The 26425-nt window shown below is 67.1% G+C and carries 29 protein-coding genes; 16 read left to right on the top strand and 13 right to left on the bottom strand.

The window, feature by feature from the left end; translation table 11 throughout:
• A partial coding sequence (locus A5680_RS03465) for a TetR/AcrR family transcriptional regulator (RefSeq protein WP_067816186.1) occupies positions 1-395 on the bottom strand: 395 nt, incomplete at its 3' end.
• A 155-nt stretch (positions 396-550) separates the two neighbouring features.
• On the opposite strand from A5680_RS03465, the gene A5680_RS03470 reads away from it, so the two are divergent.
• The gene (locus tag A5680_RS03470; RefSeq protein ID WP_055405067.1) at positions 551-1360 is read left to right on the top strand and encodes an SDR family NAD(P)-dependent oxidoreductase; all 810 of its coding nucleotides are present in this window, start codon (positions 551-553) and stop codon (positions 1358-1360) included.
• A 6-nt stretch (positions 1361-1366) separates the two neighbouring features.
• Here A5680_RS03470 and A5680_RS03475 read toward each other — a convergent pair whose 3' ends face one another.
• The 7 genes from A5680_RS03475 to A5680_RS03505 form a co-directional block, all read right to left on the bottom strand.
• Positions 1367-2494, bottom strand: coding sequence for an acyl-CoA dehydrogenase family protein (locus tag A5680_RS03475; RefSeq protein ID WP_067816192.1), 1128 nt, complete (start codon positions 2492-2494; stop codon positions 1367-1369).
• Position 2495: 1 nt separating this feature from the next.
• Positions 2496-3137: a nuclear transport factor 2 family protein gene (locus A5680_RS03480; RefSeq protein WP_067816195.1), complete on the bottom strand. Its 642-nt coding sequence runs from the start codon at positions 3135-3137 to the stop codon at positions 2496-2498.
• Positions 3134-4774 (bottom strand): class I adenylate-forming enzyme family protein, encoded by a 1641-nt coding sequence (locus A5680_RS03485; protein ID WP_067816198.1) that lies wholly within the window; start codon positions 4772-4774, stop codon positions 3134-3136. Before A5680_RS03485 ends, A5680_RS03480 begins: the two co-directional genes overlap by 4 nt.
• Before the next feature lie 6 nt (positions 4775-4780).
• Entirely contained in the window at positions 4781-5548 is a 768-nt protein-coding gene (locus tag A5680_RS03490; protein ID WP_082970245.1) for an enoyl-CoA hydratase-related protein, read from the bottom strand.
• Between the two features lie 70 nt (positions 5549-5618).
• Complete coding sequence (locus tag A5680_RS03495) at positions 5619-6377, bottom strand: SDR family NAD(P)-dependent oxidoreductase (RefSeq protein WP_369827600.1); 759 nt, start codon at positions 6375-6377, stop codon at positions 5619-5621.
• Positions 6358-6996, bottom strand: coding sequence for a TetR/AcrR family transcriptional regulator (locus A5680_RS03500; RefSeq protein WP_055405062.1), 639 nt, complete (start codon positions 6994-6996; stop codon positions 6358-6360). The genes A5680_RS03495 and A5680_RS03500 overlap by 20 nt, the downstream gene beginning before the upstream one ends.
• 2 nt (positions 6997-6998) lie before the next feature.
• On the bottom strand, positions 6999-7826 hold the full coding sequence (locus A5680_RS03505) for a MaoC/PaaZ C-terminal domain-containing protein (RefSeq protein WP_055405061.1): 828 nt from the start codon (positions 7824-7826) through the stop codon (positions 6999-7001).
• A 100-nt stretch (positions 7827-7926) separates the two neighbouring features.
• Here A5680_RS03505 and A5680_RS03510 point away from each other — a divergent pair, with 100 nt between their 5' ends.
• From A5680_RS03510 to A5680_RS03530, 5 genes are read left to right on the top strand one after another with little or no spacing between them, the layout of a single operon-like run.
• Positions 7927-9000: an LLM class flavin-dependent oxidoreductase gene (locus A5680_RS03510; protein ID WP_067816204.1), complete on the top strand. Its 1074-nt coding sequence runs from the start codon at positions 7927-7929 to the stop codon at positions 8998-9000.
• Positions 8997-10496 (top strand): class I adenylate-forming enzyme family protein, encoded by a 1500-nt coding sequence (locus A5680_RS03515; RefSeq protein WP_067816207.1) that lies wholly within the window; start codon positions 8997-8999, stop codon positions 10494-10496. The genes A5680_RS03510 and A5680_RS03515 overlap by 4 nt, the downstream gene beginning before the upstream one ends.
• Positions 10497-10525: 29 nt before the next feature.
• Positions 10526-11659 carry an acetyl-CoA acetyltransferase gene (locus tag A5680_RS03520; RefSeq protein WP_231977551.1) on the top strand — a complete coding sequence of 378 codons (1134 nt, stop codon included), beginning with the start codon at positions 10526-10528 and terminating at the stop codon, positions 11657-11659.
• Positions 11656-12051 carry a Zn-ribbon domain-containing OB-fold protein gene (locus A5680_RS03525; protein WP_067816213.1) on the top strand — a complete coding sequence of 132 codons (396 nt, stop codon included), beginning with the start codon at positions 11656-11658 and terminating at the stop codon, positions 12049-12051. The genes A5680_RS03520 and A5680_RS03525 overlap by 4 nt, the downstream gene beginning before the upstream one ends.
• Positions 12048-12446, top strand: coding sequence for a nuclear transport factor 2 family protein (locus A5680_RS03530; RefSeq protein WP_231977552.1), 399 nt, complete (start codon positions 12048-12050; stop codon positions 12444-12446). The genes A5680_RS03525 and A5680_RS03530 overlap by 4 nt, the downstream gene beginning before the upstream one ends.
• Here A5680_RS03530 and A5680_RS03535 read toward each other — a convergent pair.
• From A5680_RS03535 to A5680_RS03545, 3 genes are read right to left on the bottom strand one after another with little or no spacing between them, the layout of a single operon-like run.
• The gene (locus tag A5680_RS03535) at positions 12443-13354 is read right to left on the bottom strand and encodes a TIGR03619 family F420-dependent LLM class oxidoreductase (RefSeq protein ID WP_067816220.1); all 912 of its coding nucleotides are present in this window, start codon (positions 13352-13354) and stop codon (positions 12443-12445) included. The genes A5680_RS03530 and A5680_RS03535 overlap by 4 nt on opposite strands.
• Before the next feature lie 20 nt (positions 13355-13374).
• Positions 13375-13827, bottom strand: a complete 453-nt coding sequence (locus A5680_RS03540; RefSeq protein WP_067816223.1) for a nuclear transport factor 2 family protein — start codon at positions 13825-13827, stop codon at positions 13375-13377.
• 59 nt (positions 13828-13886) lie between these two features.
• Complete coding sequence (locus A5680_RS03545) at positions 13887-15161, bottom strand: serine hydrolase domain-containing protein (protein WP_067816226.1); 1275 nt, start codon at positions 15159-15161, stop codon at positions 13887-13889.
• 113 nt (positions 15162-15274) lie between these two features.
• On the opposite strand from A5680_RS03545, the gene A5680_RS03550 reads away from it, so the two are divergent.
• From A5680_RS03550 to A5680_RS03570, 5 genes are read left to right on the top strand one after another with little or no spacing between them, the layout of a single operon-like run.
• Entirely contained in the window at positions 15275-17293 is a 2019-nt protein-coding gene (locus A5680_RS03550) for a thiamine pyrophosphate-dependent enzyme (protein WP_067816424.1), read from the top strand.
• 11 nt (positions 17294-17304) lie between these two features.
• Entirely contained in the window at positions 17305-17523 is a 219-nt protein-coding gene (locus A5680_RS03555) for a lipoyl domain-containing protein (RefSeq protein ID WP_067816427.1), read from the top strand.
• Positions 17520-18371, top strand: coding sequence for an enoyl-CoA hydratase/isomerase family protein (locus A5680_RS03560; RefSeq protein WP_067816229.1), 852 nt, complete (start codon positions 17520-17522; stop codon positions 18369-18371). Before A5680_RS03555 ends, A5680_RS03560 begins: the two co-directional genes overlap by 4 nt.
• A gap of 6 nt (positions 18372-18377) precedes the next feature.
• Positions 18378-19178, top strand: a complete 801-nt coding sequence (locus A5680_RS03565) for an enoyl-CoA hydratase/isomerase family protein (protein WP_082956177.1) — start codon at positions 18378-18380, stop codon at positions 19176-19178.
• A gap of 2 nt (positions 19179-19180) precedes the next feature.
• Positions 19181-19933 (top strand): enoyl-CoA hydratase/isomerase family protein, encoded by a 753-nt coding sequence (locus tag A5680_RS03570; protein WP_231965167.1) that lies wholly within the window; start codon positions 19181-19183, stop codon positions 19931-19933.
• 2 nt (positions 19934-19935) lie between these two features.
• On the opposite strand, the gene A5680_RS03575 is transcribed toward A5680_RS03570, so the two are convergent.
• Both A5680_RS03575 and A5680_RS03580 read right to left on the bottom strand, forming a co-directional pair.
• Complete coding sequence (locus tag A5680_RS03575; RefSeq protein ID WP_067816235.1) at positions 19936-21138, bottom strand: acyl-CoA dehydrogenase family protein; 1203 nt, start codon at positions 21136-21138, stop codon at positions 19936-19938.
• 2 nt (positions 21139-21140) lie between these two features.
• Complete coding sequence (locus tag A5680_RS03580) at positions 21141-21953, bottom strand: enoyl-CoA hydratase/isomerase family protein (protein ID WP_067816238.1); 813 nt, start codon at positions 21951-21953, stop codon at positions 21141-21143.
• 100 nt (positions 21954-22053) lie between these two features.
• On the opposite strand from A5680_RS03580, the gene A5680_RS03585 reads away from it, so the two are divergent.
• Genes A5680_RS03585 through A5680_RS03605 form a run of 5 tightly spaced genes read left to right on the top strand, consistent with a single transcriptional unit; the run spans position 22054 to position 26346 of the window.
• A complete protein-coding gene (locus A5680_RS03585) occupies positions 22054-23250 on the top strand; it encodes a cytochrome P450 (protein WP_067816241.1) in 1197 nt (398 codons plus the stop codon).
• Positions 23247-24044 (top strand): enoyl-CoA hydratase/isomerase family protein, encoded by a 798-nt coding sequence (locus tag A5680_RS03590; RefSeq protein WP_067816243.1) that lies wholly within the window; start codon positions 23247-23249, stop codon positions 24042-24044. Before A5680_RS03585 ends, A5680_RS03590 begins: the two co-directional genes overlap by 4 nt.
• Positions 24045-24860 carry an SDR family NAD(P)-dependent oxidoreductase gene (locus tag A5680_RS03595; RefSeq protein ID WP_067816247.1) on the top strand — a complete coding sequence of 272 codons (816 nt, stop codon included), beginning with the start codon at positions 24045-24047 and terminating at the stop codon, positions 24858-24860.
• Between the two features lie 5 nt (positions 24861-24865).
• Positions 24866-25402, top strand: coding sequence for a nuclear transport factor 2 family protein (locus A5680_RS03600; RefSeq protein ID WP_067816250.1), 537 nt, complete (start codon positions 24866-24868; stop codon positions 25400-25402).
• A complete protein-coding gene (locus A5680_RS03605) occupies positions 25399-26346 on the top strand; it encodes an SMP-30/gluconolactonase/LRE family protein (RefSeq protein ID WP_067816253.1) in 948 nt (315 codons plus the stop codon). Before A5680_RS03600 ends, A5680_RS03605 begins: the two co-directional genes overlap by 4 nt.
• Positions 26347-26425 lie beyond the last annotated feature (79 nt).

Below are 26425 nucleotides of genomic sequence, written 5' to 3' on the forward strand. Positions count from 1 at the left end.
GCAGCGTCGCCGTCGGCGACCATGTGGCGCATCAGCTCGGCATCGTCGGCCATCAAACGGTTCCGTGTGCGATGGTCCAGCAAGATTCTGGCGTGGGTTTCCGCCATGGCTCCGACCTGCTCGGCCAGCGTGTTCTTCTTGGCCATGGCGGAAGCGACCTCTCGATAAAACCGCTGCGCACCGAATTCGATCGCGGCGTCGATGAGCACGTTGCGGTCTTCGAAGTACCGGTACACCGTGCCCCGCGACACGTTGGCTTTCCGCGCGACGTCCTGCACGCTGGTGCGCTCGATGCCGAGCTGGGTGAAGCATTCGTTCGCCGCCTCGAGGATCTGGTCCCGGCGATCGAATTCCCCGTCCGACTCCAGATCGGACGGGGCCGGTTTCGTCGACATGTCGCTCCATGCTACGCGACAAATTCGCGCCTGGTGTTCCATTCAGAGGCTCAAACGTAGCCGGACGGCGGCCGCAAAGTAGTCATTGCAACACATGGCGTACGTCTGTTTAGTATGGCTGTCACCGGCGGTGACGCCAGAAACGAGGGCAGCGCGTGGAGCTTGGTGTGGCGGGACGCAACTTCGTTCTCGTCGGCGGGACGACCGGGATCGGGTTCGCCGCCGCCGAGGAGCTCGCCGCCAATGGTGCCAACGTGGCGCTGCTGGCTCGGAATCCAGAGCGCGCCCGAGCGCGGGCCGAGCAGTTGACCGCAGACTACGGGGTGGGTGCGGTCGGGATCGCCGTCGACGCCGCCGCTTCCGGTGATGGGGTGGATCGCGCCATCGACCGCGCGGCCGCAAGCCTGGGCCCCTTGCGCGGTCTGGCGGTCACCGCGGGACCGATGAAGCAGCAGGGGCCGTTCCTCGAACACGGTGACGAGTCGTGGGACTGGTATTACCAGTTGATTCTCATGGGAACAGTGCGGTCCTGCCGCGCCGTCATCCCGCACCTGCAACGCAACGGCGGCGGAACCATCGTGACGACGGCCGCGTATTCCGTTCGTGCGCCGAAGGTTCTGATTCCGCCGTACAACGCGCTGAAGGCTGCGGTGTTGACGCTGTCAAAGATCCTGGCGAAAACGCATGGGCCCGACGGCATCCGGGTGAACACCGTGTGCCCGGGACTGTTCGACACCGAGGTGAACGACTTCATCCGCGCCAAGCGGGCAGAACAATACGGGGTGGCGCTAGAGGACGCGATCTACACGCACCTGGCCAGCAACCCGGACTGGAACATGCGTGTCGCCCTCGGCCGTGGCGGTCGTCCCGAAGAAGCGGGCGAGCTGATCGCGTTCCTGCTCAGTGACAGGGCAGGGTTCATGACGGGCGCGGCCGTCAACATCGACGGCGGCACGGACTTCTGACGCTCTTCAGATCCCGATCTCGTCGGCGAGCAGCTTCCGGTGATACGAGGCGTCGCCCAGCAGATGTCCCGACGATTGAGCACGCTTGAAGTACAGATGGGCAGGATGCTCCCAGGTGAACCCGATGCCGCCGTGGACCTGGATGTTGGCGGCAGCGGCCCGGGCATACGCCTCCGAACTGCAGGCCTTCGCCAACGACGCCACCGCCGGCAATTCGGGCGAGCGTTTGGCCGCGGCCTGCACCGCGTAATAGGCCGCCCCGCGAGCACATTCGACATCGAGGAAGATATCGGCGCACTTGTGGCGGATGGCCTGGAATGAGCCGATGGGCTTGCCGAACTGCCTGCGGGTCTTCGCGTAGGCGACGGCCATCTCGAGACATCGTTGCGCGCCGCCGACCTGTTCGGCGGCCAGCGCGGCAGCGCCGAGCGCGAGGGTCGAGCGCAACACCGCCTCCGCGCCGCCCGAATGACCGACGAGCGACGCCGGCGTAGCACTGAATTCGATGCGGGCTTGTCTTCGGGTCTGGTCCAGGGTGGACAGTGCGCGGCGGGTGACGCTGTCGAAGCGGTCGACGGCGAACAGCGACAATCCGGAGTCGGTATGGGCGGCCACGAACAGCAGATCGGCGCTGCAGCCGTCGAGGACATAGGTTTTGGCTCCATCCACCACCCAGCCGCGGGCCGTTTCTCGCGCCCGCGTGCGGATCGCCACGGCCTCCCAGCGGCCCGACTCCTCGGTGACCGCCAGGCTCGCGATCGTGGCGCCGGATGCGATTCCCGGCAGGTATCGCCGCTGGGCCGCGTCGTCGCCCGAACCGAGGAGCGCGCTCGACGCCAGCACCGCCGACGCGAAGTACGGGCAGGGCACCAGGGCCCGCCCGAGCTCCTCGGCGACGACGCCGAGTTCGACAAAAGTGAAGCCCTGCCCGCCGAATTCCTCGGGGATCGCGAGCCCCACCAGGCCCAGCTCGTCGGACATCTGCACCCACAGCGAGGGGTTGTAGCCCAGCGGTGATTCCATCTGGCGGCGCACCTGCGCCTCGTCGGCCTTGCTCTCGAAGAAGGAACGCACGATGCGGCGCAACTCGTTCTGCTCATCGGTGAATCCGAATCTTATTTCCTGGCTTGACATCTCAAGACTCCGCAGTCCCGCGCCCGGTCGGGCTGACGCGCGGTGCTTGGACACCCCGGCGCAAAGTGCGCAACCACTCACCGACGGCGGCGGGGGCTGGGACCGGTGCGTCGAATCGTCCGGGATTGGCGGCCCAGAACTCTTCCCACGAGGGAAACGCGTCGTGGAACGAGCCGTCCTGGCCGGAGCTGCCGGGCCAACGCACCTTCTGTGGACCGACAGGCGGGTCGGTGATGTCGCTCCGGTACCAGAACAGCGGGGTGCGGCGCGCGAAATACCAATGGCCGGCCCGCCGTTCGTAGCGGTCCAGATAGGCAAGCATCTCGATGAACCACGCGGTCTCGGTTTCCAAGTCGTTGCGCGAGTAGACAAGTCCGCTGGCCGTGTCGGCATCGTGGACGTCGATGACATGGCCGAGGACACCGTGCGCGCTGCCCAGCAGCGTCGGACGCACCTCTGAGTCGTACCATTGGCGCATCGCGTCGCGGCCACGGCGTTTGCCCGGCACCCCGACGTCGTCGACGAAAAGATTTGCCAGGGAATCGAAGTCACGCATGTCCAGCGCCACCGCGTACCGTGCCGCCAGCTGACGAATCTCCTCGATGGCCTCCAGTCGTGCGACCCGCGCCTCCAACGTGGTCATGCCAGCTCCCCCGAGGTGACAAGCTGCACCAGCCGGGGCTTATCGATCTTGTTCGTGGTGGTGTACGGCAGCCGGTCGGCGTCGGGGAGGATCACCCACCGCTTGGGGATCTTGTACGCGGCCAGTTCCTTTCGGCACGCCGCGATGAGCTCGTCTTGTGAGGTGTGCCGCCCTTGATTGAGCACGACGACGGCGCAGACGACGGCGCCCTTGTCCGCGTCCGGAACGCCGGCGACATAGGCGATCCGGACGCCGTCGACGCCGCAGATCACCGCCTCCACCTCCACCGGTGCGACGTTGGCGCCCGAGGTCTTGATCATGTCGTCGGTGCGCCCGGCGAAATACAGGAACCCGTCATCATCGAGGTATCCGGCATCCTTCGTGTGATACCAGCCGTCGGCGTCGAACAGCTCGCCGTGCTGCCGTCCGACCATGCCGCGCATCATGGCCGTTCCCCGCACGCAGATTTCCCCGACCATCCCGTTGGGCACCTGTACGCCCGACTCGTCGATAACCTTGTGCTGATAACCGGGTGCGGATACTCCGAGCGAACCGCGCTTGGTTTCGGGCACCGGTTCGTGTGGGGGCCACCAGGTGTGCGAACTGCAGGTTTCGGTCATCCCAAGCTGTGTGACCAGCAGCGACGGGTCCACCGCGCGCAGTTCCGGCGGTAACAGGACCTGGTGGTATCCCGCGCGCAGACTTGACAGATCGGTGGACGAGAAGTCGGGATGATTCGCCAGTGACCGGCCCACGTGGGGGAATCCCGTTGCGTAGGTGGCCCGTTCGGATTCGAGCAGGCGCAGCACGTCGCCTGCGTCGAACTTGTGCTCGGTGAGAATGGTGGCGCCGGTCTGCATCGGTCCGAGCAGGCCGAAGACCAGCCCGGCAACCCAGAAGAACACCATCGGGATGTAGACCCGGTCGTCGGGCTTCCACTCGTGCTGCGTGGCGACGAAGCGAGAGTGTGTGATCGCGGTGCCGTGTGTGTGGATCACGCCCTTCGGGTCCGAGGTGCTTCCCGATGTGTAGATGACGACCAGGTCGTCGGACGGGCGGACGGTGGATTCGCATGCGCGCAGAAACGCCTCGGACACCGGCTCCGGCCACGTGGAAGGCCACCGCCGATCGGTGTCGCCCAGGGCGAAGATGTTGCGTAACTGAGGTACTCGTTCGATGGCGAGGGGTTCGTTTCCTACCGAAGGATCGCCGGTGGCCTCCGTGATCCGCGCCAGCATGTCCTTGCCGAGCAGCGAGTCGACCGATAGCAGGGTGTGGATATCGGCGTCGCGAAGCAGCCACCTCAACTCTGTCGGCTGAAAGAAGGTGTTGATCGGCACCGCGACCGCGCCGATCCGGGTGGCCGCCAGGAAGGCGGTCGCGAAGTCGGGCCCGTTGGGCGCCAGGATGCCGACCCGAACGCCTTTGGTGACGCCCGCCGCGAGCAGCCGCCGCGCCATCTCGGCAGACCTAATATCGGCTTGCCCGTACGTGATTCGCTCGATCGTCCCCGGACCGGCCGAGCTGACGACGAAGTCGTTGTCGCCGTACGCCCCGACCAGGCTGGCCAGCATCGACGGGACGACGGGTGCATACGGCAGCGGGTCGTAGCTGAACGTTCGTGCGGATTCACCCATGGCGCGTCATTCCACGACCCACCGCGGTTCCCGCTTCTCCGCGAACGCGAGCATCCCTTCCCGGTAGTCGGGATGGGTCAGCTGGTGTTGCAGCACATAGCGGTACGCGACGTCGTTGGCCGCGCGCAGCCCGACGTCGAGGCTGCTCCACATCGCCTTGATCGACGCCTGGACCGTCGCCGGCGAGAGTTTCGCGATGTCCAAGGCGATTTCGCGCGCCCGCTGTTGCAGCCGGTCGGCGGGAACGACCTCGTTGATCAGACCGACCTCGTAACCCCGCTGCGCGCTGATCCGGCCCTGCTTGGTCATCAGCCCGAGCTGCATCACCATCGACAGCGGCATCCTGCGTAACAGCACCGCGGGCTCGAGCGCGAACACGTTGCCCACGGCCAGATGCGTGTCGATCAGCTCCGCGTGTTCGGCCGCGATGATGAGGTCGGCGTCGGCGACCTGATGCAGCCCACCGCCGACGACCATCCCGTTGAGGGCGCAGATTACCGGTTTCCACACGTTGTGGTGCAGCCGCGAGCCGGGAACCTTGTTGCGGATGCCGCCCTCGGCCGTTGCCCGGATGTCCTGGCCCGCGGAGAATGCGCGGTCGCCGGCCCCGGTGATGATGGCCACCCGAATGTTGGGGTCCTCCCGCACCCGAGCCCACGCTAGGCCGAGTTCGGTGCGGGTCAGGTCGTCGGTGGCGTTGAGCCGCTCCGGTCGGTTGATCGTGATGGTGGCGACCTGCTCGCTGACGTCGAACAGGATTCTCTTCAGTTCCACGACATCCCCTGGCATCGATTCGTAGCAGTAAACACTACATCAGCATCTGTCTTGTCGTTCCGCATCGACGTCATGGCATCCACTGCCCACCCGACACCGAAATCAGCTGGCCGGTGACGTGTTTGGCGGCGGGTGAACACAAAAATGCCACCACGCTGGCGACATCCTCCGGCTCCCCGATGTTTCCGGTCAACGTCGTCAGGCGCATCTGTGCCAGCTCGTCGGACGTCTTGCGCGACAACAGCCACGGTGTCGCGGTAGTGCCAACGACGACGGTGTTGACCCGGATGGCGTGCTGACCGAGCTGAACGGCCATCAGCCGGCTCAACCCCTCAACTCCGGCCTTGGCGGCCGCATAGGCCGGCGGCCCGGTGCGCACCCCGTGGGCCGACACCGAGCTGACGTTAACAATGGCCCCACCGCCGTGGGCCACCATCTGCCGTGCGACGACCTGTGCCATCACGAAGGTGCCCTTGAGATTGACGTCGACAATGCGGTCCCAGTCCTCGTCCGTCTGCTCGAGAAACGTTCCGGGCAGCGTCATTCCCGCGTTGTTGACCAAGGCTCGAACGGGCCCGTGCCGCTCCGCCAATCCCTCCAGCGCTTCCTCGACCGCCCCACGGTCGGTGATCGACAGGTTCATCGGGACAAGCAATCCCGCCCTCGCCTCGTCTGTATCGTTCGCGCGTCCAATGGCCTTCGCATTCACATCGATCGCCGCGACCCGGTGTCCGCCGCAAATCAGTGCGGCCACAATGGATTCCCCGATGCCTCGCGCTCCCCCGGTGACCACCGCGAGGGGACGTGAGTCACCCGACACGCTGCTCACTCCCCCGCCCCGGTCCGGCAGCCGTGCCGGCGCGCTCGATCCCGGCGATCGAGGGCCGCACAAGCTCCACGGATTCGGTCATCAGTTGCGACAAGTCACCCTGGCCACCGGCGGCGACCCATGAATCGATCGCGGCGCGGTTGGCGGCGTTGATGAGAGCGGCGGCCAGCCGGGGGCGCAAGTCCGCTTGGACGTCGCTCCCCAGCCAGCGCGCGACCTCGGTGGTGAGCTGATCGATCCAGTCCTCGTTGATCCGCAGCATCGTCGCGCGCAGCGCCGGCAGGCTGTGATACATCCGCGCGCGGACCAGGAACATGTCGGGCTGCTCGACGATCGCCTGCGCCACGGCCGTCGACGTTTCGGCGAGGGCGTCCCACAGGGAGTCGGATCGCGCGGCGCGGAAGCGGCGGATCGCCTCCTGTAGCCGCTCCGCATAGCCGTCGAACAGGATGTCTTCCTTGTTCGCGAAGTGATGAAAGAACGTGCGCGGCGCGACCCCGGCGACCGCCGAAATCTGGTCGACGGTGGTCGCCTCGTAACCCTGGGTGGCGAACAGCTCGATCGCCGCATGGATGAGTGCCTGTCGGTTGCGCAACCCGCGGGCCCGTCGTTGGTCCATGCTCATACCCCTGCCAGCGTGGCGGTTCCGGAGCTCAGGGCGACGGCGTCGCCCTGCAGCGTCCGGAAGCGCACCGAATCTTCGGTTCGCCAGATCTCCGTCCGCAGCGGCGCATCGAGCTTCACCTGCTTAGAGAACCGGCAGGCCAAGGATGTCAGCGACCGCGGATCCCCGTCGCCGATCCGGCCGATCACCGCCCGGGCGGCGAATCCCAGCGTGCACAACCCATGCAGGAATACGTCGTCGAAGCCGTACTTGCGGGCCGCATCCGGGTCGATGTGCAGCTGGTTGCGGTCGCCCGAGAGCCGGTAGAGGGCGGCCTGCTCGGGCCGGACGACGTCGTCGAACACAGCGTCCGGTGGCCCGTCGGGATCCGGTTCGGCAGCGGGCCCACGCTCACCGCCAAATCCCCCCGCACCGAGGACCATGGTTTGGGATTTGGCGACGAACACGGTCCCGTCCTGGTCGGCGCCGCGGCTGGTCAATTCGACGGCGGCGTGTTTGCCCTTGTCCCACACGGCCGACACCTCCGCCTGCACGCACACTTCCCCACTGGCACCGATCGGCCGGCGCATTTCCAGCGACTGCGCCGAGTGCACGATCGGATACGTCCCCAGGTCGAGCACACCGCGCAGGTCCTTGACGGCCCACCAGTTCGCCACCAACGCAAACGTTGGCAGCACATCCGGACCGCAGGCCTCGTTGAGCATCCGCAGCTCGGCCGGCGGGCGGGCGCCCACGCCCAGCGCGTAGAGGATCACGTCAGTGTCGTCCCAGCGAAAGGTGCTCGGCGGCAGTGCAGTTCCGACCGCAGAGTCGAACGGCGCCACGGAACCTCCTACTAGACGGATTGACGATATGTGTTCAATCGTGCAGTATTGTCGCAGTCAGTGCAACTACTTTTCGAAGCGGACAACGGGAGGGACCGACATGAGGTTCGGCGTGTTCATCCTCGGCGACAAGCCCAACCACCTCAGCGAGCGGGAGGTGCTGGCCAACGTGCTGGAGGAGGCGCGCTGGGCGGAGGAACTCGGTTACGACGAGATCTGGCTGGCCGAACACCACTTCTCCCCCTACGGCATGCTCCCGGACCTGCCGCAGGTGGCGACGGCCATCGCCGCGCAGACCGAACGCATCCGCATCGGTACCGCGTGCATGGTGGCGCCCTTCCACGAGCCGATCCAGTTGGCCGAACGGATCGCCTTGGTCGACGTCCTGTCCGGCGGGCGCTTCGACGCCGGCTTCGGGCGCGGCTATCAGGCCCACGAGTTCAAGGGCTTCGGCATCTCGATGGAGGAGGCCACCGGGCGATACCAGGAGTGTGTGGAAATAGTCAGCCGCCTCCTGACCGAAGAAAGCGTCAGCTTCCAGGGCAAGTACTTCCAGGTCCAGGACGTCACGATTTACCCGCGGCCCGCGCAACAGCCGATCCCCGTGTGGGGCACCGTGATGAAGACGCCGTCGAGCTTCGAGTGGCTCGCCGAGAAGGGTTTCGGCGCGATCATCGGCAACCCCTATCAGGTCGACCCGGATTTGCAGGGGGCCCTGGACATCTACCTGAAGGTGCAATCCGAAAAAGGGCTCGACGCGGCCACCGGTAACGTGTGGGCGCTGCTCAATGCCTTCTGCCACCAGGACGACGCATTCGCCCGCAGTTACCCGCGTGAGAGCGTCGAGCTCTCCATTCAGACCCATCGCAAGTACTCGAGCCCGTTCGAGCGCGGCGGGGAGATACCGGCCGACTACAAGGCCTACTCGGACTGGTTCGACAAGCACGACAAGCAGAGCTACGAACAGGTCCTGAATTCCCACCTCACGCTGATGGGTGACCCGGACCGCATCATCGGCAAGATGCGCACGGTCATCGACATGGGCTGGCGGAACATCATTTTGCGGATGTCGCGCGGCGGCGCAATGGAGCGCACAAAAGTCTACGAGTCGATGAAGTTGTTCGCCCAAGAGGTGATCCCTGCGGCGACCGAGCTCGCGGCAGCCGCGGCTTGAGTCAGCAACTCGCCGACCGCATCCGCGCGGTGCTCGCCCTCGACCCGCGGGCGCCCGCGATCGAGCATGAGGGCCGGTGGGTGGATTGGCAGGCGTTGTCGGACATCGCCGCGGGCGCTCAAACGTCTTTGAGGCGAGCAGGTTTGGGGGAGGGATCCTCCGTCGGGCTGGTGCTGCGCAATCATCCCGCGATGGTCGGGGCCCTGCTCGGCGTGCTGCTGACCGACGGTTGCGTAGTCACGATCAATCCGGCACAGGGCGACGCCGGGCTCTGCGCGGACATCCGCGGGCTGCGGTTGCCCGCGGTGGTGGCCGTGCAGACCGATTGGGAGCGTCCAGGAATCGTCGACGCCGCCGCCGGGGCCCTGGGTGTTGCGCTGTCAAATGACATGGCCGGCGCCACCCTGGTGGCCGGGCTGGAACATCCCGGACCGGGCCCCTTCCGCCCGCCCGGTGACGGCATCGCCGTCGAGATGCTGACGAGTGGCACCACCGGCCCGCCCAAGCGGATACCGCTGTCCTACAGCTCCTTTGAGCACACCGTCGCGGCGGCGAGCGCGCATTACCGTGCTGGCGCCGGGCAGGACCCGGAACCGAGACTGCGTTCGGGTATCGCCATCGTCTCCTCGCCGCTGGTGCATATGTCCGGGCTGTTCCGCACGCTGCTCAACATCTGCGAGGGACGAAAGATCGCGCTCCTGGAGCGATTCCGGGTTCCCGACTTCGTGGATCTGCTACTCCGGCACCGACCGAAGGCCGTGAGCCTGGTGCCGTCGGCGATGGCGATGGTGCTCGACGCCGGGGTGGATCCGGAAGCGTTCTCGAGCGTCGAGGTGGTGACCTCGGGCACCGCACATCTGCCGGTCGACGTCCAGACGAGGTTCGAGTGCCGCTACGGCGTCGCGGTGCTGCCGTCCTACGGGGCAACGGAATTCGCCGGCGGGGTGGCCGGTTGGAACCTCGCTCTGCACCGGCAATGGGCGACCGCCAAACGCGGAAGCGTGGGGCGCCCGCAACGCGGCCGGGAGATCCGAGTCATGTCCCTCGAGGACGACACCGAGATGCCGCCCGGCGAGCAGGGCCGCATCGAGGTACGCACCGAAGGTGGGGACTGGGTGCGGACCACCGACCTCGGCCGGGTCGACGCCGACGGGTTTGTGTTCATCGACGGCCGCACGGACGACGTCATCATTCGCGGCGGTTTCAAGGTCAATCCGGACGACATCGTCGGCGTGCTCCGTAACCATCCGGCTGTCCGCGATGCTGGGGTCACCGGCCTGCCCGATGAACGGCTCGGCCGGGTGCCGGTCGCGGCGGTCGAGTTGACCGACGGCGGCCGCGCCACGGCGGACGAGCTGCTCGCGTACGTGCGTGAACGATTGAGCCGTTACTACGTCCCCGCCCGCCTGATTATCGTCGAGGAGTTGCCCCGCACGCCGTCGCTCAAGGTCAGCCAACCCGCGCTGCGCGAACTCTTCGAAGGGACAGCAAGTTGACGACACGTGGTGTGGCTGCCATTGCCGGTGTGGCCGATGAGGTTTCGGCGAGCGGGGTGATCGACGTTCCGCTGCGAGAGCTCGAGGCGCGCGTGATCACCGCCGCCCTGGCCGACGCGGGCCTGTCGCTACGTGACGTCGACGGGCTGTGCACCTGCACCGGCGGAACGCTCATGCACTCGGTCGAGCTCGCCGAGTACCTAGGAATAGCGCCACGCTTCACCGACGCGACGCAGACCGGCGGCGCCAGCTACGGGTTGTACGTCGAGCACGCCGCCGCGCCGATCGCGGCCGGCGAGGCGGAGACGGTGGTGATCGTCTACGCGTCGACGCCGCGCGCCGCGCGCAAGCGTGGCGAAAAAGGCCTCGGGGTCTTCGCAACCCCCGAGCGGCTGGAATGGGAGACGCCCTTCGGGGTCATGCTCCCGATCAGCGCCTACGCGCTGGCGGCCAATCGGCACATGGCGACCTACGGGACGACGCCCGAGCAGCTGGCACAGATCGCCGTCGACACCCGGCGGTGGGCGGCAATGAACGAGCGGGCTCACCTGCGCGAGGCGATCAGCGTGCGGGACGTCCTTGAGTCCGGCTTCGTCGCCGAACCGCTGCACAAGCTGGAGTGCTGCCTGGTCACCGACGGCGCCGCGGCGCTGGTAGTCACCAGCGCCGAGCGTGCCCGCGACCTGGCCAGGCCGCCGGCCTTCGTCCTGGGTGCGGCGTCGGCGGCCTCGCACGCGATGATCTCTCAAATGCCCGATCTCACCGTCACGCCCGGGGCGGTGTCCGGGCCGGCCGCCTTCCGCGCCGCGGGCCTCACCCCGGCCGACATCGACGTGGTCGAGCTGTACGACTCGTTCACGATCACCGTGTTGCTGGCGCTCGAAGACTTGGGCTTCTGCGGCAAGGGCGAAGGGGGTCCGTTTGTCGAGGACGGCGCATTGGGACCCGGAGGGACCCTGCCCGGTCAGACCTCCGGCGGCGGGCTCTCCTACACCCACCCCGGCGCGTTCGGGGCCTTCCTGCTCGTCGAGGCAACGCGCCAGTTGCGCGGCGAAAGCGGCGAACGGCAGGTTTCGGACGCGAAAACGGCTGTGGCACATGGCACCGGCGGGGTGCTCTCGGCCACCTCGACGGTCATCTTGGGAACGGAGGCGACGCTGTGACCGATACGCTGCCGGTCCCGGAGCCCAGCCCGGTGTCCGCGCCCTTCTGGGACGCGGCCCGGCGGCGCGAGTTGACGGTCCAACGATGCGAATCGTGCGCGCGGCTCGTCTGGTACCCACGGTTCGTCTGCCCGCACTGCGGCGGCTCATCGCTGGTGTGGGAAAAGTTGAGCGGCGACGGCGTCGTCTACGCGGTCAGCGTCCACCACCGCGCCGCTCTCCCCGCCCTCGCCGACAAGGTGCCCTACTCGGTGGTGCTCGTCGATTTGGACGAGGGGGTCCGCATGATGTCGAACGTGTTCGGTCCCCCACCCGCGGTCGGCGACCGCGTCACCGTGGCGTGGGTGCCGCTCGAGGACGGCCGCAACCTCCCTGTCTTCGAGCCGAAGTGAGTCCCGACACCGCGCTGCGGCGCGCCCGCGAAGAGCTCGTGCTCCGGCACGTCGCGGCCGAGAATGCGCGCGACCTGGAGGCGGCGATGGCCACCTTCACCCATCCCCGTTACGAGATCATCCCTGCCGGAACCGTTTTCGACGGCGACGAGGCGGTCCGCGCGATGCTGTTGCAACAGTGGGCGGATCTCCCTATGCTGCGATATGCCGCGGAGGCGATCTACCACGGCGACAACGGTTTGGTCGTGGAAACCCGAACGACCGCGCCCGGCACACCGCTCGACATGTTGAGCATCAACATCTTCGGGTTCCGGGGGCCCGATCTTGTCTTGGAACGGTGTTATTTCGACCGGATGCTGCTCGCTGCGCAGCTCGAGTCGATCCGCACGCCCTAGGCGTCGACAGCGTCACGGACCGCGCGGACGAGTGCGGGGATGTCACGGTCCCGGTGGGCGGAGGGCAAGGGCCAGTGCGTCATCCGCAGGTCGGTCACGCCGGCGTTCGCCAGCGAGGCCGCTTCCGCGGCGGCCGCCGACAGGTCGGGCCGGTCATCGGCACTCGTCTGGATGCGCAGCGTCCCGACAACACCGAACCCGTCCGGGTCGCCGCCGGCGCGCTCGACCGCGGCGCGCATTCGACTTATTCCCCCGGCGACATCCCGCGCGTCCGGGCCCCACGGGATCCAGCCCCGTCCAAAACGAGCGAGCCGGCGAGCGACGGCTCGGTTCACCGTCCCGCTCACCCAGACCGGCACCCCGCCGGGCTGAACGGGTTTGGGCATCTGGTGTATCCGCTCGAAACTCAAATCGGCGGAGTGGTAGCTCACCTCGTTCTCCCGCCACAACCGCTGGCATACCTCGAGCGTCTGGTCCAGGATCGGCCCGCGCCGGTCGAAGTCCACCCCGGCTGCGTCGTATTCCTCACGCTGCCAGCCGACGCCCACCCCGACATCGAGGCGGCCATCGGACAGCACGTCCATCGTCGCCAGGGTTTTCGCAAGGACCGCGGCCGGGCGCAGCGCGGCGAGCAGAACGTTTGTGCCCAGCCGGATTCGCTCCGTCCTCGCCGCCAGGTACGTCAACGTCGTGAGCGGTTCCAGCCAGTGCCCGTCCGGCCCGGTCGGTTGGCGACCGCCTACGGTTCCGCCCGTCCGTGGATCCGCGTACGCGTCCATGTTCATGCCGAACGCGACGTGCTCCGACACCAGCAGGCGGTCGAATCCAGCGCCCTCCAACAGCTGCGCCCATTCGGTGAGGTGATTCCAATTGGACGGCGCCGCCGCCGAGTACGACGGAATCCCCATGGAAAGCTGGATCGATGCTGTCAACTGACTCCTCCGATCGACGCGCGCCGGTCTTCGGTGGCATCGACGACGACCCTGCGGTGTGCGATCCGCCACCGCCCCTCGGCGTCGATTACATACTCGTCCAGATAGCGGATGTGCATGACGTGGTTGCGACCGTCCTGCTCGTCAACGCGAAAGTGATTGGCGGTGCAGTAGATTTCGCCTACCGCAGATCCCCCCTCGATGACGTACAGGCCCTGGGCTATGAGGTGAGCCGTCCGCGCCCAGCGGGCGACGATGCCGATGACTCGCTGGATCTCGTCGTGACCGGTCAGCGTTCCGGGTTCGCGCCCCGGTCTTTCGACGAGCATCGAAGCGTCGGGCGTGAACACCGCCAGGAGCGCGTCGCGATCTCGGCGATCGACCGCCGCCGCGTACCTGCGGGACAGCGCTTCGAGTTCCGCATGGGGAACCGCCCGCGAGATATCCATCTGCTTCCCGTGCCGGCCGGACAGAGACCCGTCGACGATACCCCCCAGAGGTTGTCGGGTCAGCGGCCGGCGGTTTCGGTGCGCGCCTCGTCGGAGGGTCGTGCGCCGAAGCGGGGCACGGTGACGAGCCCACTGCCGTGTGCCTGGTTGACGGCACGCTGCAGCGGTACCAGCAACGGCACGAAGATGAGTTGGTCGGCGATCATCGGCGTCAGCAGGCGGTTGTGCACGAAGCCGAATGAGCTCCTGGTGATCGGGTCGGCCCAGCCGATGGTCCCGCCCAGACCGGCATGCCCGAAACCCCGCAGCAGGCCCGGCACTGGTGAACCGTGGTAGCCCAGGTGAAAGGACATCGGGAAGAAGACGTTCAGGTCCGGCCGAAAACTGCGCCTGCCAGTCAGCGACGTGACCAATTCCTCGGACAGGAATCGCTGCCCATCGATGCTTCCGCCGTTGGTGAGCGCCCCGTACATCTTGGCCAGCCCCCGTGCGGTCACCACGGCATTTACCGCGGGCATCTCGCTGTCCAGCAACGCCATGTCGCCCTGCAGCAGGGAGGTAATGCCGGGCACGTAGGTCGCACCAAGCGGGCCCGGAACCGGCAGTTTGGCGATCATGGAGATCAGCCGGCCGATGACCGGACCGCCCGAGAAGCGTTGGGGGAACATGGTTTGTGCGGCCTTCGTGGGCCCGTCGGCGGGCGGGCGCCCCAGGTGGATACCGTCCGTGTCCAGGGGTCCCGCGATCTCCGTGCGGAACAGCTCCCGCATGCCCTTGCCGGTGATCGCGCGGGCCAACCCGGATGCCAACCATCCGAAGGTGAACGCGTGATACGCCGCGCGCCCGGCGAGGCGATCGACCGGCGCCGCGGCGAGCCGCTCTTCCATGAACCGGTGATCGAGCAACTGCTCGGTGGTAATGGTCCCGAGCCGGGACAGGCCCGTCGTGTGCCGCATCATGTCGCGCACCGTGATATCGGACTTACCGTTGGCGCCGAACTCGGGCCAGTACTGCGCGATCGGGGCGTCGTACGACAGCAATCCACGGTCGACGAGCCGGTGCAGGACCGTCGATGCCACGCCCTTGCCGGCGGAGAAGACCATCGCGCCGGTGTCCGCCGACCAGGGCACCCGTCCGTCGCGATCGGACCAGCCGGTCCACACGTCGACGACGGGTTCCCCATCCACATACACGGACAGCGCGCCACCGCCATACCGTGGGCCGGGAAACAGCTTGGCAAACGTTCTTACTGCGCAGGCAAATCGGGGGTCGGCGGCACCGTGGACATGGGCGGGCAGACCGTCACCGGCCCGCAGGGCTGGTCGCTCGGGCATGGCAGTTGGAGTTCCCCTCGATAGTCAAGCGAGTCGCCCATCGGACGACTGAACAGATATCGTCATATTGTATTGTATGCTCGTCGGCGGAGTCCGCATGCGAAGGAGGGGTGATGGCCACGCAGGTAGACAGCCGAACCCGGGCTTTGAGCAGCGAACGGGCCGTCGAGTTGTACCGCCTCATGAGCAAGGTGCGCCACAGCGACCAGCGCGTGCGAAAAGGCCTGTCTTCCGGTGAGATCGCGATGAGCTACTGGCCGGTCGACGGCCAGGAAGCGATGTCCGCCGGGGCCGCGCTGGCGCTGTCGAGCACCGACCAACTCGTCACCACCTATCGCGGACTCGGCGACGTGGTGGCCAAGGGCATCGACCTGCCCGGGTACTTCGCCGAGATTTTGGGCCGTGGCACCGGCCTGTCGAAGGGCAAGGCCGGCGCCATGGGCATCTATGACCCCGAGCACGGCATCGCGTGGACCACCGGCATCGTCGGCGCGGGCCCCCTGATCGCGAACGGGATTGCACTGGCGGAGTCCATCAAGGGCAGTGATCGCGTCGTATTGGTGAGCTTCGGCGACGGGGCGACCAGCATCGGCTACGTCCACGAGGCCATGAACATGGCGGCCCTGTGGGCGCTTCCGGTCGTGTTCTTCTGCCAGAACAACGCGTGGGCCGAATGCACGCCGGTGGCGGGTTACACCCGCTCGGCGCGGCTGTCCGACCGGGCCGCAGGCTACGCGATGCCCGGCGTCACGGTCGACGGCACGGACCCGCACGCGGTTTACCGGGCCGTGGCCGACGCCGCCGAGCGCGCACGGTCCGGGGCTGGCCCGTCGTTCGTCGAAGCCGTCGCCTACCGGCTCCAGGGGCACTACTTCGGCGACCAGATGGTCTACGCCGACCCCGACGAACTGGCCGCAAAGCGCGCCGACCCGCCCTTCGCGAGGTATCGGCGGCGGCTCATCGAAGAGGGTCTGGCCCAAGAAGCCGACCTGGACCGCATCGACGCGGATCTGATCGCAGAGATTGACGCGGCCTTCGCCGCCGCCCGCGACGCCGACCCCCCCGATGCCGATGAATTGACCCGCGACGTCTTCGCCGGGCACGGCATCGAGCTCGCGCCACCGGTGACAGAGCGGGCCGCTATTCCCGAGGGTGACACCGAGACCCTCGGCCTCGTGCAGGCGATTCACCGCACGCTGGACCGCGCGATGGCGGCCGACGATTCGATCGTGCTGCTCGGCGAGGACATCGCCGACCCGTCGGGCGGCATGTTCAAGATCACCGCCGGGCTGTCCACCAAGTACGGCGCCGACCGGGTGCGTGACACCCCGATCGCGGAGTCCTCGATCATCGGCGCCGCGGTGGGTGCGGCCCTGGGCGGGCTGCGGCCGGTGGCGGAGCTCATGTTCGTGGACTTCCTCGGCGTGGCCATGGATCAGATTGCCAACCACGCCGCCAAGATCCGGTACATGTCCGGCGGCCGGCAGGGCGCACCGATGGTCATCCGCGCCATGATGGGGACAGCGGCCGGCCCGCAGCACTCGCAAGCGTTCGAGGCGTGGGCGATGCACACACCCGGCATCAAGGTCGTCTGGCCCAGCACCGCCGCCGACGCGGTCGGGCTGCTCAACGCCTGCCTCGGAGAAGACGATCCCTGTTTATTAATCGAGTCGATGAAGCTCTACTACGGCGGCGGCAAGGGACCCGTGCCGACGGCCGACTACGTGATCCCGCTCGGGCAGGCCGACGTCAAACGCGCCGGCACCGACGTAACGATCTGCACCTACGGCAGCCTGGTGCACGCCGCGCTCGCAGCCGCCGAACAGCTTGCCGCCGAAGGGGTTTCGGTCGAGGTGGTCGACCTGCGCACCCTGGTGCCGTTGGATCTGGCCACCGTCCTCGAATCCGTCCGCAAAACCCGTCGCCTGGTCGTCGCCCACGAGTCCGTCGGGTTCTGCGGGCCGGGAGCCGAAATCGCGGCGGCCGTCGGGACGGAGCTTTTCGGCGTGCTGGCTAGCCCCATTCAGCGCGTGGCCGGAACGTACACGCCCGTGCCGCGGGCGGCGACGCTGGAAGCCGCCTGCCGCCCCGACGCCGCACGCCTCGTCGAAGCCATCAGGAGGATCGTGTGACGGAGGTGCGGATGCCGAAACCGGGCGACGCGATCACCGAAGCGGAGGTCACCGAGATCTACGTCGCGGACGGCGCCCACGTCTCCGAGGGGGATCCCCTCTACCAGATCGCCACCGACAAGGTCGAGATGGACATCGAAGCGCCGGCCAGTGGCATCGTCACCTGGAAGGTCAGCGCCGGGACGACCTACGACGTCGGCGAACTGCTCGCCGTGATCGAGGCGCGGTGAGCGCGCTACCGGCTTCCGTCGACGTCGACCTCGGTGCCGCCGAGCTCGACGGGCGCATCGACGGCGACACCCTGACCGTCACCATCAACCGGCCGGAGAAGAAGAACGCCGTCACCGCCGACGGCTATCACGGGATCAAACGGGCCGCGATGATCGTCGCCGACGAACCGGACCTGAACTTCCTGGTGATCACCGGGACCGGCGATGTCTTCTGCGCGGGCGGCGATATGAACGCCGTGGAGAATCCGGATCGCACCTGGGATGCGTTCACCGAGTCCTACGACGGCACGCCATTCGAAACGCTCGGTAAGATACCGAAACTCGTCGTCTGCGCCGTCAACGGCATCGCCATGGGTGGCGGCTTGGTGATGACGTTGTTTGCCGACCTCGTCGTCGCGTCCGACCGTGCCCGGTTCCGGGTCCCCGACCTGACCCGCGGCGTGTACGAGGCGTTCGTCGCCGCCCGCCTGCCGCAACGACTGGGCACGCTGAGGGCCAATCACCTGATCTACGGCAATGATTGGATCGATGCGGCCGAGGCCGAGCGTCTCGGGCTGGTCGGCAATGTCGTGGCGCACGACAGCCTGGGGTCTCAGGTCGATGCGTTGCTCGAGCGAGTCCGAAAGACTGGCCCCGTCGCCCGCGCGGCCGTCAAACGCGAGATGGCACGCGCGCTGCCGCCCGTCGACGTGACCGGTTACTGGTCGTCGATCGGAACCGCCGAACAAATCGAGGCCTTTACGGCGTTCCTGCAGAAGCGATCGCCGGATTGGGCGGTCAGCCATGACCGCGACGCGTTCGTTCAGACCAGACGATCGGCGTGGCTGGCGCCGCGCGAGGATGGCTGACCGCCCATGACCGAGCTACCGCAGGGCACGTCGGAGTTGACCGGGTGCGAGGAGATCCTCGTGGCCGCCGACGGTCCCGTCCGGATCGTGACGCTGAACAACCCTGACGACGCCAACGCGGTCAACAATAGAATGCACACCGCATTCACCAGACTATGGGCGGATCTCGCTGAGGATCCCGAAGCGCGCGCGGTGCTCATCACCGGAACGGGCGACTACTTCTCCGCCGGTGGAAACCTGGTGGAGTGGTTGGAAACTCACGTGAACAACCCGGTGACACGCCGCGCCGGGATGCGGGACGCCCGGCGCATCGTGCGCGACATGATCGACTTCCCGCTGCCCGTGGTCGCCGCCGTCAACGGGCCCGCGGTCGGTTTCGGGTGCAGCATCGCGGTGTTGTGCGACATCGTCCTGATGTCCGACCGGGCGTTCTTCGCCGACACCCATGTCGCGAGCGGGCTGGTGGCCGGCGATGGCGGGTCGGTGCTGTGGCCGTTGCTGATGAGCCTGTTGAAGGCCAAGGAGTACCTGATGCTCGGCGAACGCATCAAGGCCGACAAGGCGGTCGAGTTGGGCTTGGCCAACCGAGTCGTGCCGCACGCGGAGATCAAGCAGGAGGGGCTGTCGATTGCACACCGGCTGGCCGCGTTGCCACCACGGGCCGTGCAGGACACGAAGCGGACGTTGAACCTGCACGCCCAGCGGGCGATCACCGGCATCCTCGAATACGGGATCTCCGCAGAGACTGAGTGTTTCACCACCCCCGAGCATCGCGCCGCCATCGACAAGTTTCTCGGCCGAGGGTGACTGTGAGCGATCCGCTGATTCGCCGCGAAGAACAAGACGGCATCGCCGTCCTTTTCCTTAACCGGCCACACCAACGCAACGCCCTGTGTTACGAATCCTGGACCGAGCTGTCGATCGCGCTCGGCGGGGTTGTCGCGTATGGCGATCGCGGCGTAGTCCTGGCCGGCGCGGGCGACTTTTTCAGCGCCGGAGGAGATTTGAAGACCGGGCCGGCACGCGGCAGCGGTCCGCTGGGGCCGGCGGCCCGCGTCGAACACGCCCAACGGGTAATGGAGCAACTCAAGGCGGTTCCCGTACCGACCATCGCAGCAGTCGAGGGCGCCGCCGTTGGCCTCGGCTGGAGCCTGGCGCTGTCTTGCGACCTAGTCGTATGTGCTTCCGATGCATTTTTTGCCGCCCCGTTCGTCGCGCGAGCGGTGGTGCCCGACGGCGGATTGGCCTGGCGCTTAACCCAGCAGCTGGGCCGCAACCGCGCCGCTTCGTTACTGCTACGGGGAACACGACTGCCGGCCACCCAGGCCGAACAGCTTGGGCTGGTGACCGAGATCGTTGAACCCGGATCCGCCGTCAGCCGCGCGCTGTCGATCGCTGACGAACTTTCTCAGGCCGACGCGGGCGCGATCGAAATGACCAAGCGGCTGATCAATTCGGCCGAGGCGGCTCAGCTCGCCGCGTTTCATCCGCTCGAGCTGGCGATGGCGACCGTGGCGCAACAACGTTCGGCGGCCGCCGAAGGACGAGCCGCCTACTCCTGACGTCAGCGCGGCATGCCCAAACCGACAGTCGAGATCAAGTCGCGCTGGATCTCGCTGGTGCCACCGCCAATCCTGTGAAGCAGGGACAGCAAGAGGCCTTCGGAGAAGTGCCCGTCGAGTACGGCGTCAGGGTCATCGGGCATGAGTTCGCCTGCCGGACCCAGGATTTGGGCCCCGAGTCCGCGTAGCTCGGCGGTCAGTTCGGAGTGATACAGCTTCGACAACGACGGCAGCGCGGGATCCAGCGCGCCGGCAGCCTGTTGGTGCGCAACCCGATACGACAGGGCGCGGCCCACCTCCACGCGTTCGACGGCTCGGGCCAACGCGATACGGTTGGCCGGATCGGACAGGGGATCGTGCGTTGAGCCCTTCCGCGCATGGCACCAGTCGATCAGCTCGTCGAGATAACGCTGCGCCTGGGCCGCCCTGGTGATGTTCGACCGCTCGGCGTCGAGCAGCGCTTTCCCGACCGTCCAGCCCTCCCCCTCGGCCCCGACAAGATTTGTGGCGGGCACGCGCACACCGTCGAAGAATTCCTCGGCGAAGGTCGGATAGCCTGTCATGGATCGGATGGGCCGGCGCGTGATGCCCGGACTTTCCAGGTCCACGAGGAAGAACGAGATGCCGGCCTGGCGCTTGTCGGACACCGGCGAGGTGCGGGCCAGGACGAAGATCCAATCGGCGAGCACGCCGTTGCTGGTCCACGTCTTCTGTCCGTCGAGGACGTACTCGTCGCCGTCTCGCCGAGCCGTCATTCGCAGCGACGCCAGGTCCGAGCCGGCCTCAGGTTCCGAATAGCCTTGTGCCCACATGCGTTCCGATCGAGCGATGGCCGGCAGGTGCTCGGCCTTCTGTTCGGGCGTGCCGTATTTGAACAGCACCGGTGCCAGCATGTTGACTCCATTGGTGTTCACCAGCGGTGCGCCCGCATAAGCGAGTTCCTCGCGGATGACCACCTGTTCGACGATCCCGCTTCCGCCTCCCTCGTACTCGGCGGGCCAGTGCGGCACGAACCATCCCTGCTCGTGCAGCGACTTGCAGAACGCGACCGCACGCTCGTGGGCATCGCGCGGCAGGTAGTCGGGATTCGCGGCGGTGCGGCGGAATTCGTCCGGGAGGTTGGCTGCCAACCACCGGCGGACGGAGGCCCGCAGTGACTCGGTGCTCTCATCACCGCCGAAGCGAATGATCGGCTTTAACGGCATGGCTAGATGCGCTCGGTCGGTTTGGAGCCCTTCTTCATCAGCTCCGCCATGAACTCCTGGAACTCCTTGCTGCCGGTCACCATCGCCTGCAGGTCGTTGGTGGCCTGTTGGTGGGTGCGGAACCCCATGGTCTCCCACGCGCGGATGACGCCGGACTTGACGGCCTGCAACGTGATCAGCGGCGCCTTCGCGATCTGTGCGGCCAGTTCCTCGACGGTGGCCTCGAGCTCATCGGCCGGGACCACCCGGTTTACGAGACCGAACTCGAGCGCTTCCGCCGCGCTCAATCGCTGCGCGGTGTAAAGGTATTCGGCGGCCCGCTTGTAGTTCATGAAAATCCACGGCTCGAACATGGTCTCGGCGCCCGGCAGACCGAACCCCGGCACAAGAGGCATCTGAAACCACGCGTCCTCGGAGCAGACAGTGATCTCGGGGATCAGCGCCCAGGTCGTGCCCCCGCCGATCGCGTACCCGTGCACCTGGGCGATCACCGGCTTCGGGAATTCCCACAACTTCAGCACCGGCCACAGGAACAACTGCGCGGCGGAGCGCCACACCTTTCCGGACGCTTGCAGTTCGGCCATGAACTCCGGATACGCGCCGGTGGGGATGTGACCGGAGCAGAACCCCTTGCCGTTGGCCTTGATGATGACGACCTTGATGTCATAGTCGTACTGCGCGTCGTCAAGCGACTGGTTGACGCTGTGGACCATTTCCGAGCTCTGGGCATTGGCGGCGTCCGGGTTGTTGAGGATGATCCGCGCGATCGGGCCGTCCTTCTGGTAGATCACGTGCTCGAGTTCCCGCGTTTCCATCGTTCGTCCTCCTCAACACCGGGCAGACGATCACCACGCCGTCAGCATGGTGCAACTATACAGATAATGTATTAGTGTTCTCCGGGAAGGGACGGTGCCGATGACAACGATGGAGTTACGTTGGGATCCGTTCGACCACGCGTTGCACCAGAATCCGTACGGCGTCTGGAAACGGCTGCGCGACGAAGCGCCAACTTACTACAACGACCAGTACGGCTTCTACGCTTTGAGCCGGTTCGCTGACGTGATGGAAGCGTCGCTTGATACCGAGACGTTTTCCTCGTCGCACGGGATCACCCTCGACGCGATCACCGACGAGCCCTGGCCGCCGCCCCGGGCGATGATCATGATGGATCCGCCCGACCACACCGCACTGCGAAAGATGGTCAATCGCACCTTCTTCCGCACCCAGATCGCCCAGCTCGAGGACCGGGTACGCTCACTGTGCTGCGCCTACCTGGATGCGTTCGTCGGCACCGACGGCTTCGATTACGTGCGCGACTTCTCGATGAAGCTCCCGGTGATGGTGATCAGCTCGCTGCTGGGTTTCCCCGAGGAAGACCACGACAACCTGCGTGAGTGGTCGGATGCCCAGCTGCATCGCGACGAGGGCACGACAGAGCTGAATGAGGAGGGTCAGCAGGCCAACGCGAAGCTGCTGGGCTACTACGCCGATCAGATTCAGCGACGGCGGACCGCACCGACCGACGACATCGTCGGCAACCTGATGAGCTCCGACCTGGTCCAGGCGGGCCGCGAGACCCGTCGCCTGGACGATGGCGAAGTGTTGATGTTCATCGCGATGATCAACGTCGCCGGCAACGAGACCGTTGCCCGCCTGCTGGGGTGGGCCGCGCTGACACTGGCGCGATACCCCGACCAGCGGGCCAAGCTGGTCGACCGCCCCGACCTGATCGGCAACGCCGTCGAGGAACTGCTGCGCTACGACGCCCCGTCGCCGGTACAGGGCCGCTACACGAAACGCGACGTCACCTACCACGGCACGCTCATCCCGGCGGGCTCGCGCGTTGCCCTGCTGACCGGGTCGGCGGGCCGCGACGAACGCCAATACGAGAATCCCGACGTGCTCGAGGTCGAGCGCACGGGGATCCGGCACATCAGCTTCGGCCATGGTTCACACTTCTGCCTGGGCGCGGCGCTGGCCCGCCTCGAGGCCCGGGTAGCGCTCGAGGAGACGCTGAAGCGTTTCCCGACCTGGGACGTCGACCGTCACGCGGTGACGTACGTGCACACCAATTCCGTGCGCGGCCCCGCCAGCGTCCCGATGCGGCTGTGACCCCCGGCCTTACCGTCCGCACCGAAGGTGCGGTGCTCTGGTTGGTATTGGACCGCCCCGAGGCCGGCAATTCGGTGACGCGGGCGGTGCAGCAGGCCCTCATCGAAAACCTGCGCTCCGCGTCCCACGACGCGGGCGTCAGGGCGGTGGTGCTCACCGGCCGCGGTGACAAGCATTTCTGTACGGGGCCGAATCTTCGGGATCCCGGAATGCAGCCCAAGAAAGACCGGGTCGCGGGCGACGCCGCCCGCATCCTGCGCACCGGGTCCCAGGCGGTGGTGTCGGCGTTGCTGGACTGCGAAAAGCCGGTGTTGTGTGCGCTCAACGGGACCGCCGCCGGGGTGGGCGCCAGCATGGTGCTGGCCTGCGACCTCATCGTGGCCTCCGAAAGTGCCCGCATCATCGAGCTTTTCGCGCGGCGCGGGCTCGCGCCGGACGGGGGGGCCGCCTATCTGCTGGCGCGCAAGGTCCCGTTCAACGTCGCAAAGCAGCTGCTGTTCTTCGGCGAGGAGCTGTCCGCAGCGGAGGCCGAGCGCCTCGGTTTGATCAACAAGGTCGTCGCCGCCGACGACCTGGAGGCCGAGACGGCCGCGTGGGCCCAACGGCTCGCCCGCGGGCCGACCCGGGCGCTGGCGGCGGCCAAGGCGATGCTGAATCAGGCATTCGACGTCGACCGCGATGCCGCTTTCCGCACCGAGGCGCTGTTGGTGGAGCAGGTCGCGGCGACCGACGACGTCGCGGAGGGCATGGCGGCCTTCACCGAGCGACGCGACCCGGACTTTCGTGGACGCTGAATGACGCTGCATCGGAACGCCGCATCGCTGGACGGCCGGGTCGCCGTCGTCACTGGCGGGGGCGGCGGGATCGGAAGCGCCATCGCCGCGGCCTTCACCGAATTCGGCGCGCGAGTGGCGATCTGGGAAAGGGACCAGCAGAGTGCGGCGGCGGTGGCCGCGCGCATCGGCGGCCTCGCGTGCGTCGCCGACGTACGCGACGCGGAGCAGGTCGATGCGGCACTCACCACCACCGTCGACGCGCTGGGGGTTCCGACCATCCTCGTCAACAATGCCGGCGGGGTCTTCTGGTCCGGCCTGCTGGACACCTCCCCCAACGGCTGGGATGCCCTGATCCGGATCAATCTGACCCAGGTCCTGCTCTGTACGCAGCGCGTAGCGCGGGCCTTGGTCGAGGCGGGACGAGGCGGCAGCGTCATCAACATCAGCACCATCGAGGCGGTACGCGCCGCGCCCGGGTTTGCCGCCTACGCCGCGGCCAAAGCGGGCGTGGTCAACTTCACCAAGACCGCGGCCCTGGAACTGGCGCCCCACAATATCCGCGTCAATGGGCTCGCACCCGACTTCACGCTCACCGAAAGCCTGGAGAAGATGGCACCGAACGGCGTGGAGAACGCCAAACTCATGGTGCCGATGGGTCGGGCCGGCCACGTCGACGAAATGGCCGGCGCCGCAATATTCCTCGCGAGCGACCTCAGCGCATACGTGACCGGGCAGACGCTGCACGTCGATGGCGGCACATCGGCGGCCGGCGGCTGGTATCACGATCCGCAATCGGGGCGCTACATACTCGGCCCGCCGACCCCGGTGCCCTAGTCCCGATGCACGACGCCGAAGTCCGGGACCTGTTGGCGAAAGAAGAGATTCGTCAACTGCCCTACCGTTACGCCGCCGCGATCGAGACGCGGGACGTCGGTGCGATGGCCGAATTGTTCGTCCCGCACGCCCGGTTCGGCGAGCACGGTGAAGGTCGCGAGGCGCTCCACCGGCTGATGTCGGCCAGCATCGACGCGAGCGTGTTCGCGGTCATCCTTATCGCTAACCACCTCGTCGAGCTGGACGCCGACGACCGCGCTCACGGGCAGGTCTGGGCCCAGTGCTTTGCGCAGACCCACGCCGAGGGGTTTGTCGAACAGCTCATCAAGTACGAAGATCGCTACGAACGACACTGCGGGCGTTGGCTTTTCCTGCACCGGAGGCATCGCCTGTTCTACGGCGTGAGCCGCCGGTCGTCGCCCCTGACACAAGAAGCCGCATCCTGGCCACGAAAGCAGACCGGCGTCGGTGACCTGCCGCTGACCGATCCGGTCTTCACGGCTTGGTGGCAGAGCAAAGCCGACGGGGAAACGCGGCCGTGAGCGCCCACCGCCGCTTAGCCGAGGGGCTGTCCTTCCCCGAAAGCCCGGTCGTCTACGACGACGGTTCCGTCGTGGTCTCGGAGATGGCGGCCGGCAGGATCACCCGCGTCCGCCCGGACGGCGTCACCGAGACGGTGGCCGAAACCGGCGGCGGCCCCAACGGGGTGGCGCGGCTTCCGGACGGTCGGCTGGTGGTCTGCCAGAACGGCGGTTCTACTTTCGGCCTCGGCCCGTGGCCGTACGACTTCGCCGGCTGCGCAACACTTTTCCGGCCGGTGGGGCCGCCCGACCACCCCGTCCTTCCCGCGCTGCAACTGGTCGAAGCCGGTGGTCAGGTCAGCACCCTGTTCACCGAATTCGTCACGCGCTCCGGCAGCACGGTGCCGCTGATGCGGCCCAGCGACATCTGCGTTGACGGCGACGGGGGCTTCTATGTCACCGACGGCGGAGCCACACGCGACCGCAATCGCAGCATGACGGGGCTGCTCTACGGCACCGTCGACGGCATGCTGCGCGAGATCGTCTACCCACTAGAGATGCCCAACGGGGTGGCCCTGTCGCCGGATGGGACGTTGCTCTACGTGGCCGAGACGCGCACGCGCCGGATCTGGGAATTCACGCTCGACGGGCCCGGCGCGGTGTCCCGGGCGCGCGGTCTGGCAACGGTGCCCAGCGGTGGTCCGCTGAATATCGGAGGCGCCGATGGCCTCTGCGTGGACGCGGCCGGCAGGATCCTGGTCGCGACACTCGGGACCGGCGGTCTCACCGTCATCTCCCCGACCGGCGAACTCTTGGGCACGATCTCCGCCGACGACCCGATGACGACCAACGTCGCACTAAGCCGCGATGGCGAGACGTTGTTCATGACGCTCGCCTCGTCGGGACGACTGGTCATGGTGGAGAACTGGCGCGAACACGTGGGCGCCGCGCAGGCGTCGCCGTGAAGCTGGTCCGGCGCCGGCTGCGTTCGCCGTTCGCTCCCACCGGCAAATCACTGGTGATATCGGCGGCGATCGTCCCGAC

Source organism: Mycobacterium sp. E2989 (assembly GCF_001667595.1).
Lineage (GTDB): Bacteria > Actinomycetota > Actinomycetes > Mycobacteriales > Mycobacteriaceae > Mycobacterium.

Coding starts and splice junctions, on each gene's coding strand:
- A5680_RS03565 (WP_082956177.1), top strand. CDS start 18,378: ATGACCGAGCTACCGCAGGGCACGTCGGAGTTGACCGGGTGCGAGGAG.
- A5680_RS03545 (WP_067816226.1), bottom strand. CDS start 15,161: ATGCCCGAGCGACCAGCCCTGCGGGCCGGTGACGGTCTGCCCGCCCAT.
- A5680_RS03555 (WP_067816427.1), top strand. CDS start 17,305: ATGCCGAAACCGGGCGACGCGATCACCGAAGCGGAGGTCACCGAGATC.
- A5680_RS03600 (WP_067816250.1), top strand. CDS start 24,866: ATGCACGACGCCGAAGTCCGGGACCTGTTGGCGAAAGAAGAGATTCGT.
- A5680_RS03550 (WP_067816424.1), top strand. CDS start 15,275: ATGGCCACGCAGGTAGACAGCCGAACCCGGGCTTTGAGCAGCGAACGG.
- A5680_RS03535 (WP_067816220.1), bottom strand. CDS start 13,354: ATGGGGATTCCGTCGTACTCGGCGGCGGCGCCGTCCAATTGGAATCAC.
- A5680_RS03540 (WP_067816223.1), bottom strand. CDS start 13,827: ATGGATATCTCGCGGGCGGTTCCCCATGCGGAACTCGAAGCGCTGTCC.
- A5680_RS03575 (WP_067816235.1), bottom strand. CDS start 21,138: ATGCCGTTAAAGCCGATCATTCGCTTCGGCGGTGATGAGAGCACCGAG.
- A5680_RS03595 (WP_067816247.1), top strand. CDS start 24,045: ATGACGCTGCATCGGAACGCCGCATCGCTGGACGGCCGGGTCGCCGTC.
- A5680_RS03485 (WP_067816198.1), bottom strand. CDS start 4,774: ATGGGTGAATCCGCACGAACGTTCAGCTACGACCCGCTGCCGTATGCA.
- A5680_RS03480 (WP_067816195.1), bottom strand. CDS start 3,137: ATGACCACGTTGGAGGCGCGGGTCGCACGACTGGAGGCCATCGAGGAG.
- A5680_RS03500 (WP_055405062.1), bottom strand. CDS start 6,996: ATGGACCAACGACGGGCCCGCGGGTTGCGCAACCGACAGGCACTCATC.
- A5680_RS03510 (WP_067816204.1), top strand. CDS start 7,927: ATGAGGTTCGGCGTGTTCATCCTCGGCGACAAGCCCAACCACCTCAGC.
- A5680_RS03475 (WP_067816192.1), bottom strand. CDS start 2,494: ATGTCAAGCCAGGAAATAAGATTCGGATTCACCGATGAGCAGAACGAG.
- A5680_RS03585 (WP_067816241.1), top strand. CDS start 22,054: ATGACAACGATGGAGTTACGTTGGGATCCGTTCGACCACGCGTTGCAC.
- A5680_RS03580 (WP_067816238.1), bottom strand. CDS start 21,953: ATGGAAACGCGGGAACTCGAGCACGTGATCTACCAGAAGGACGGCCCG.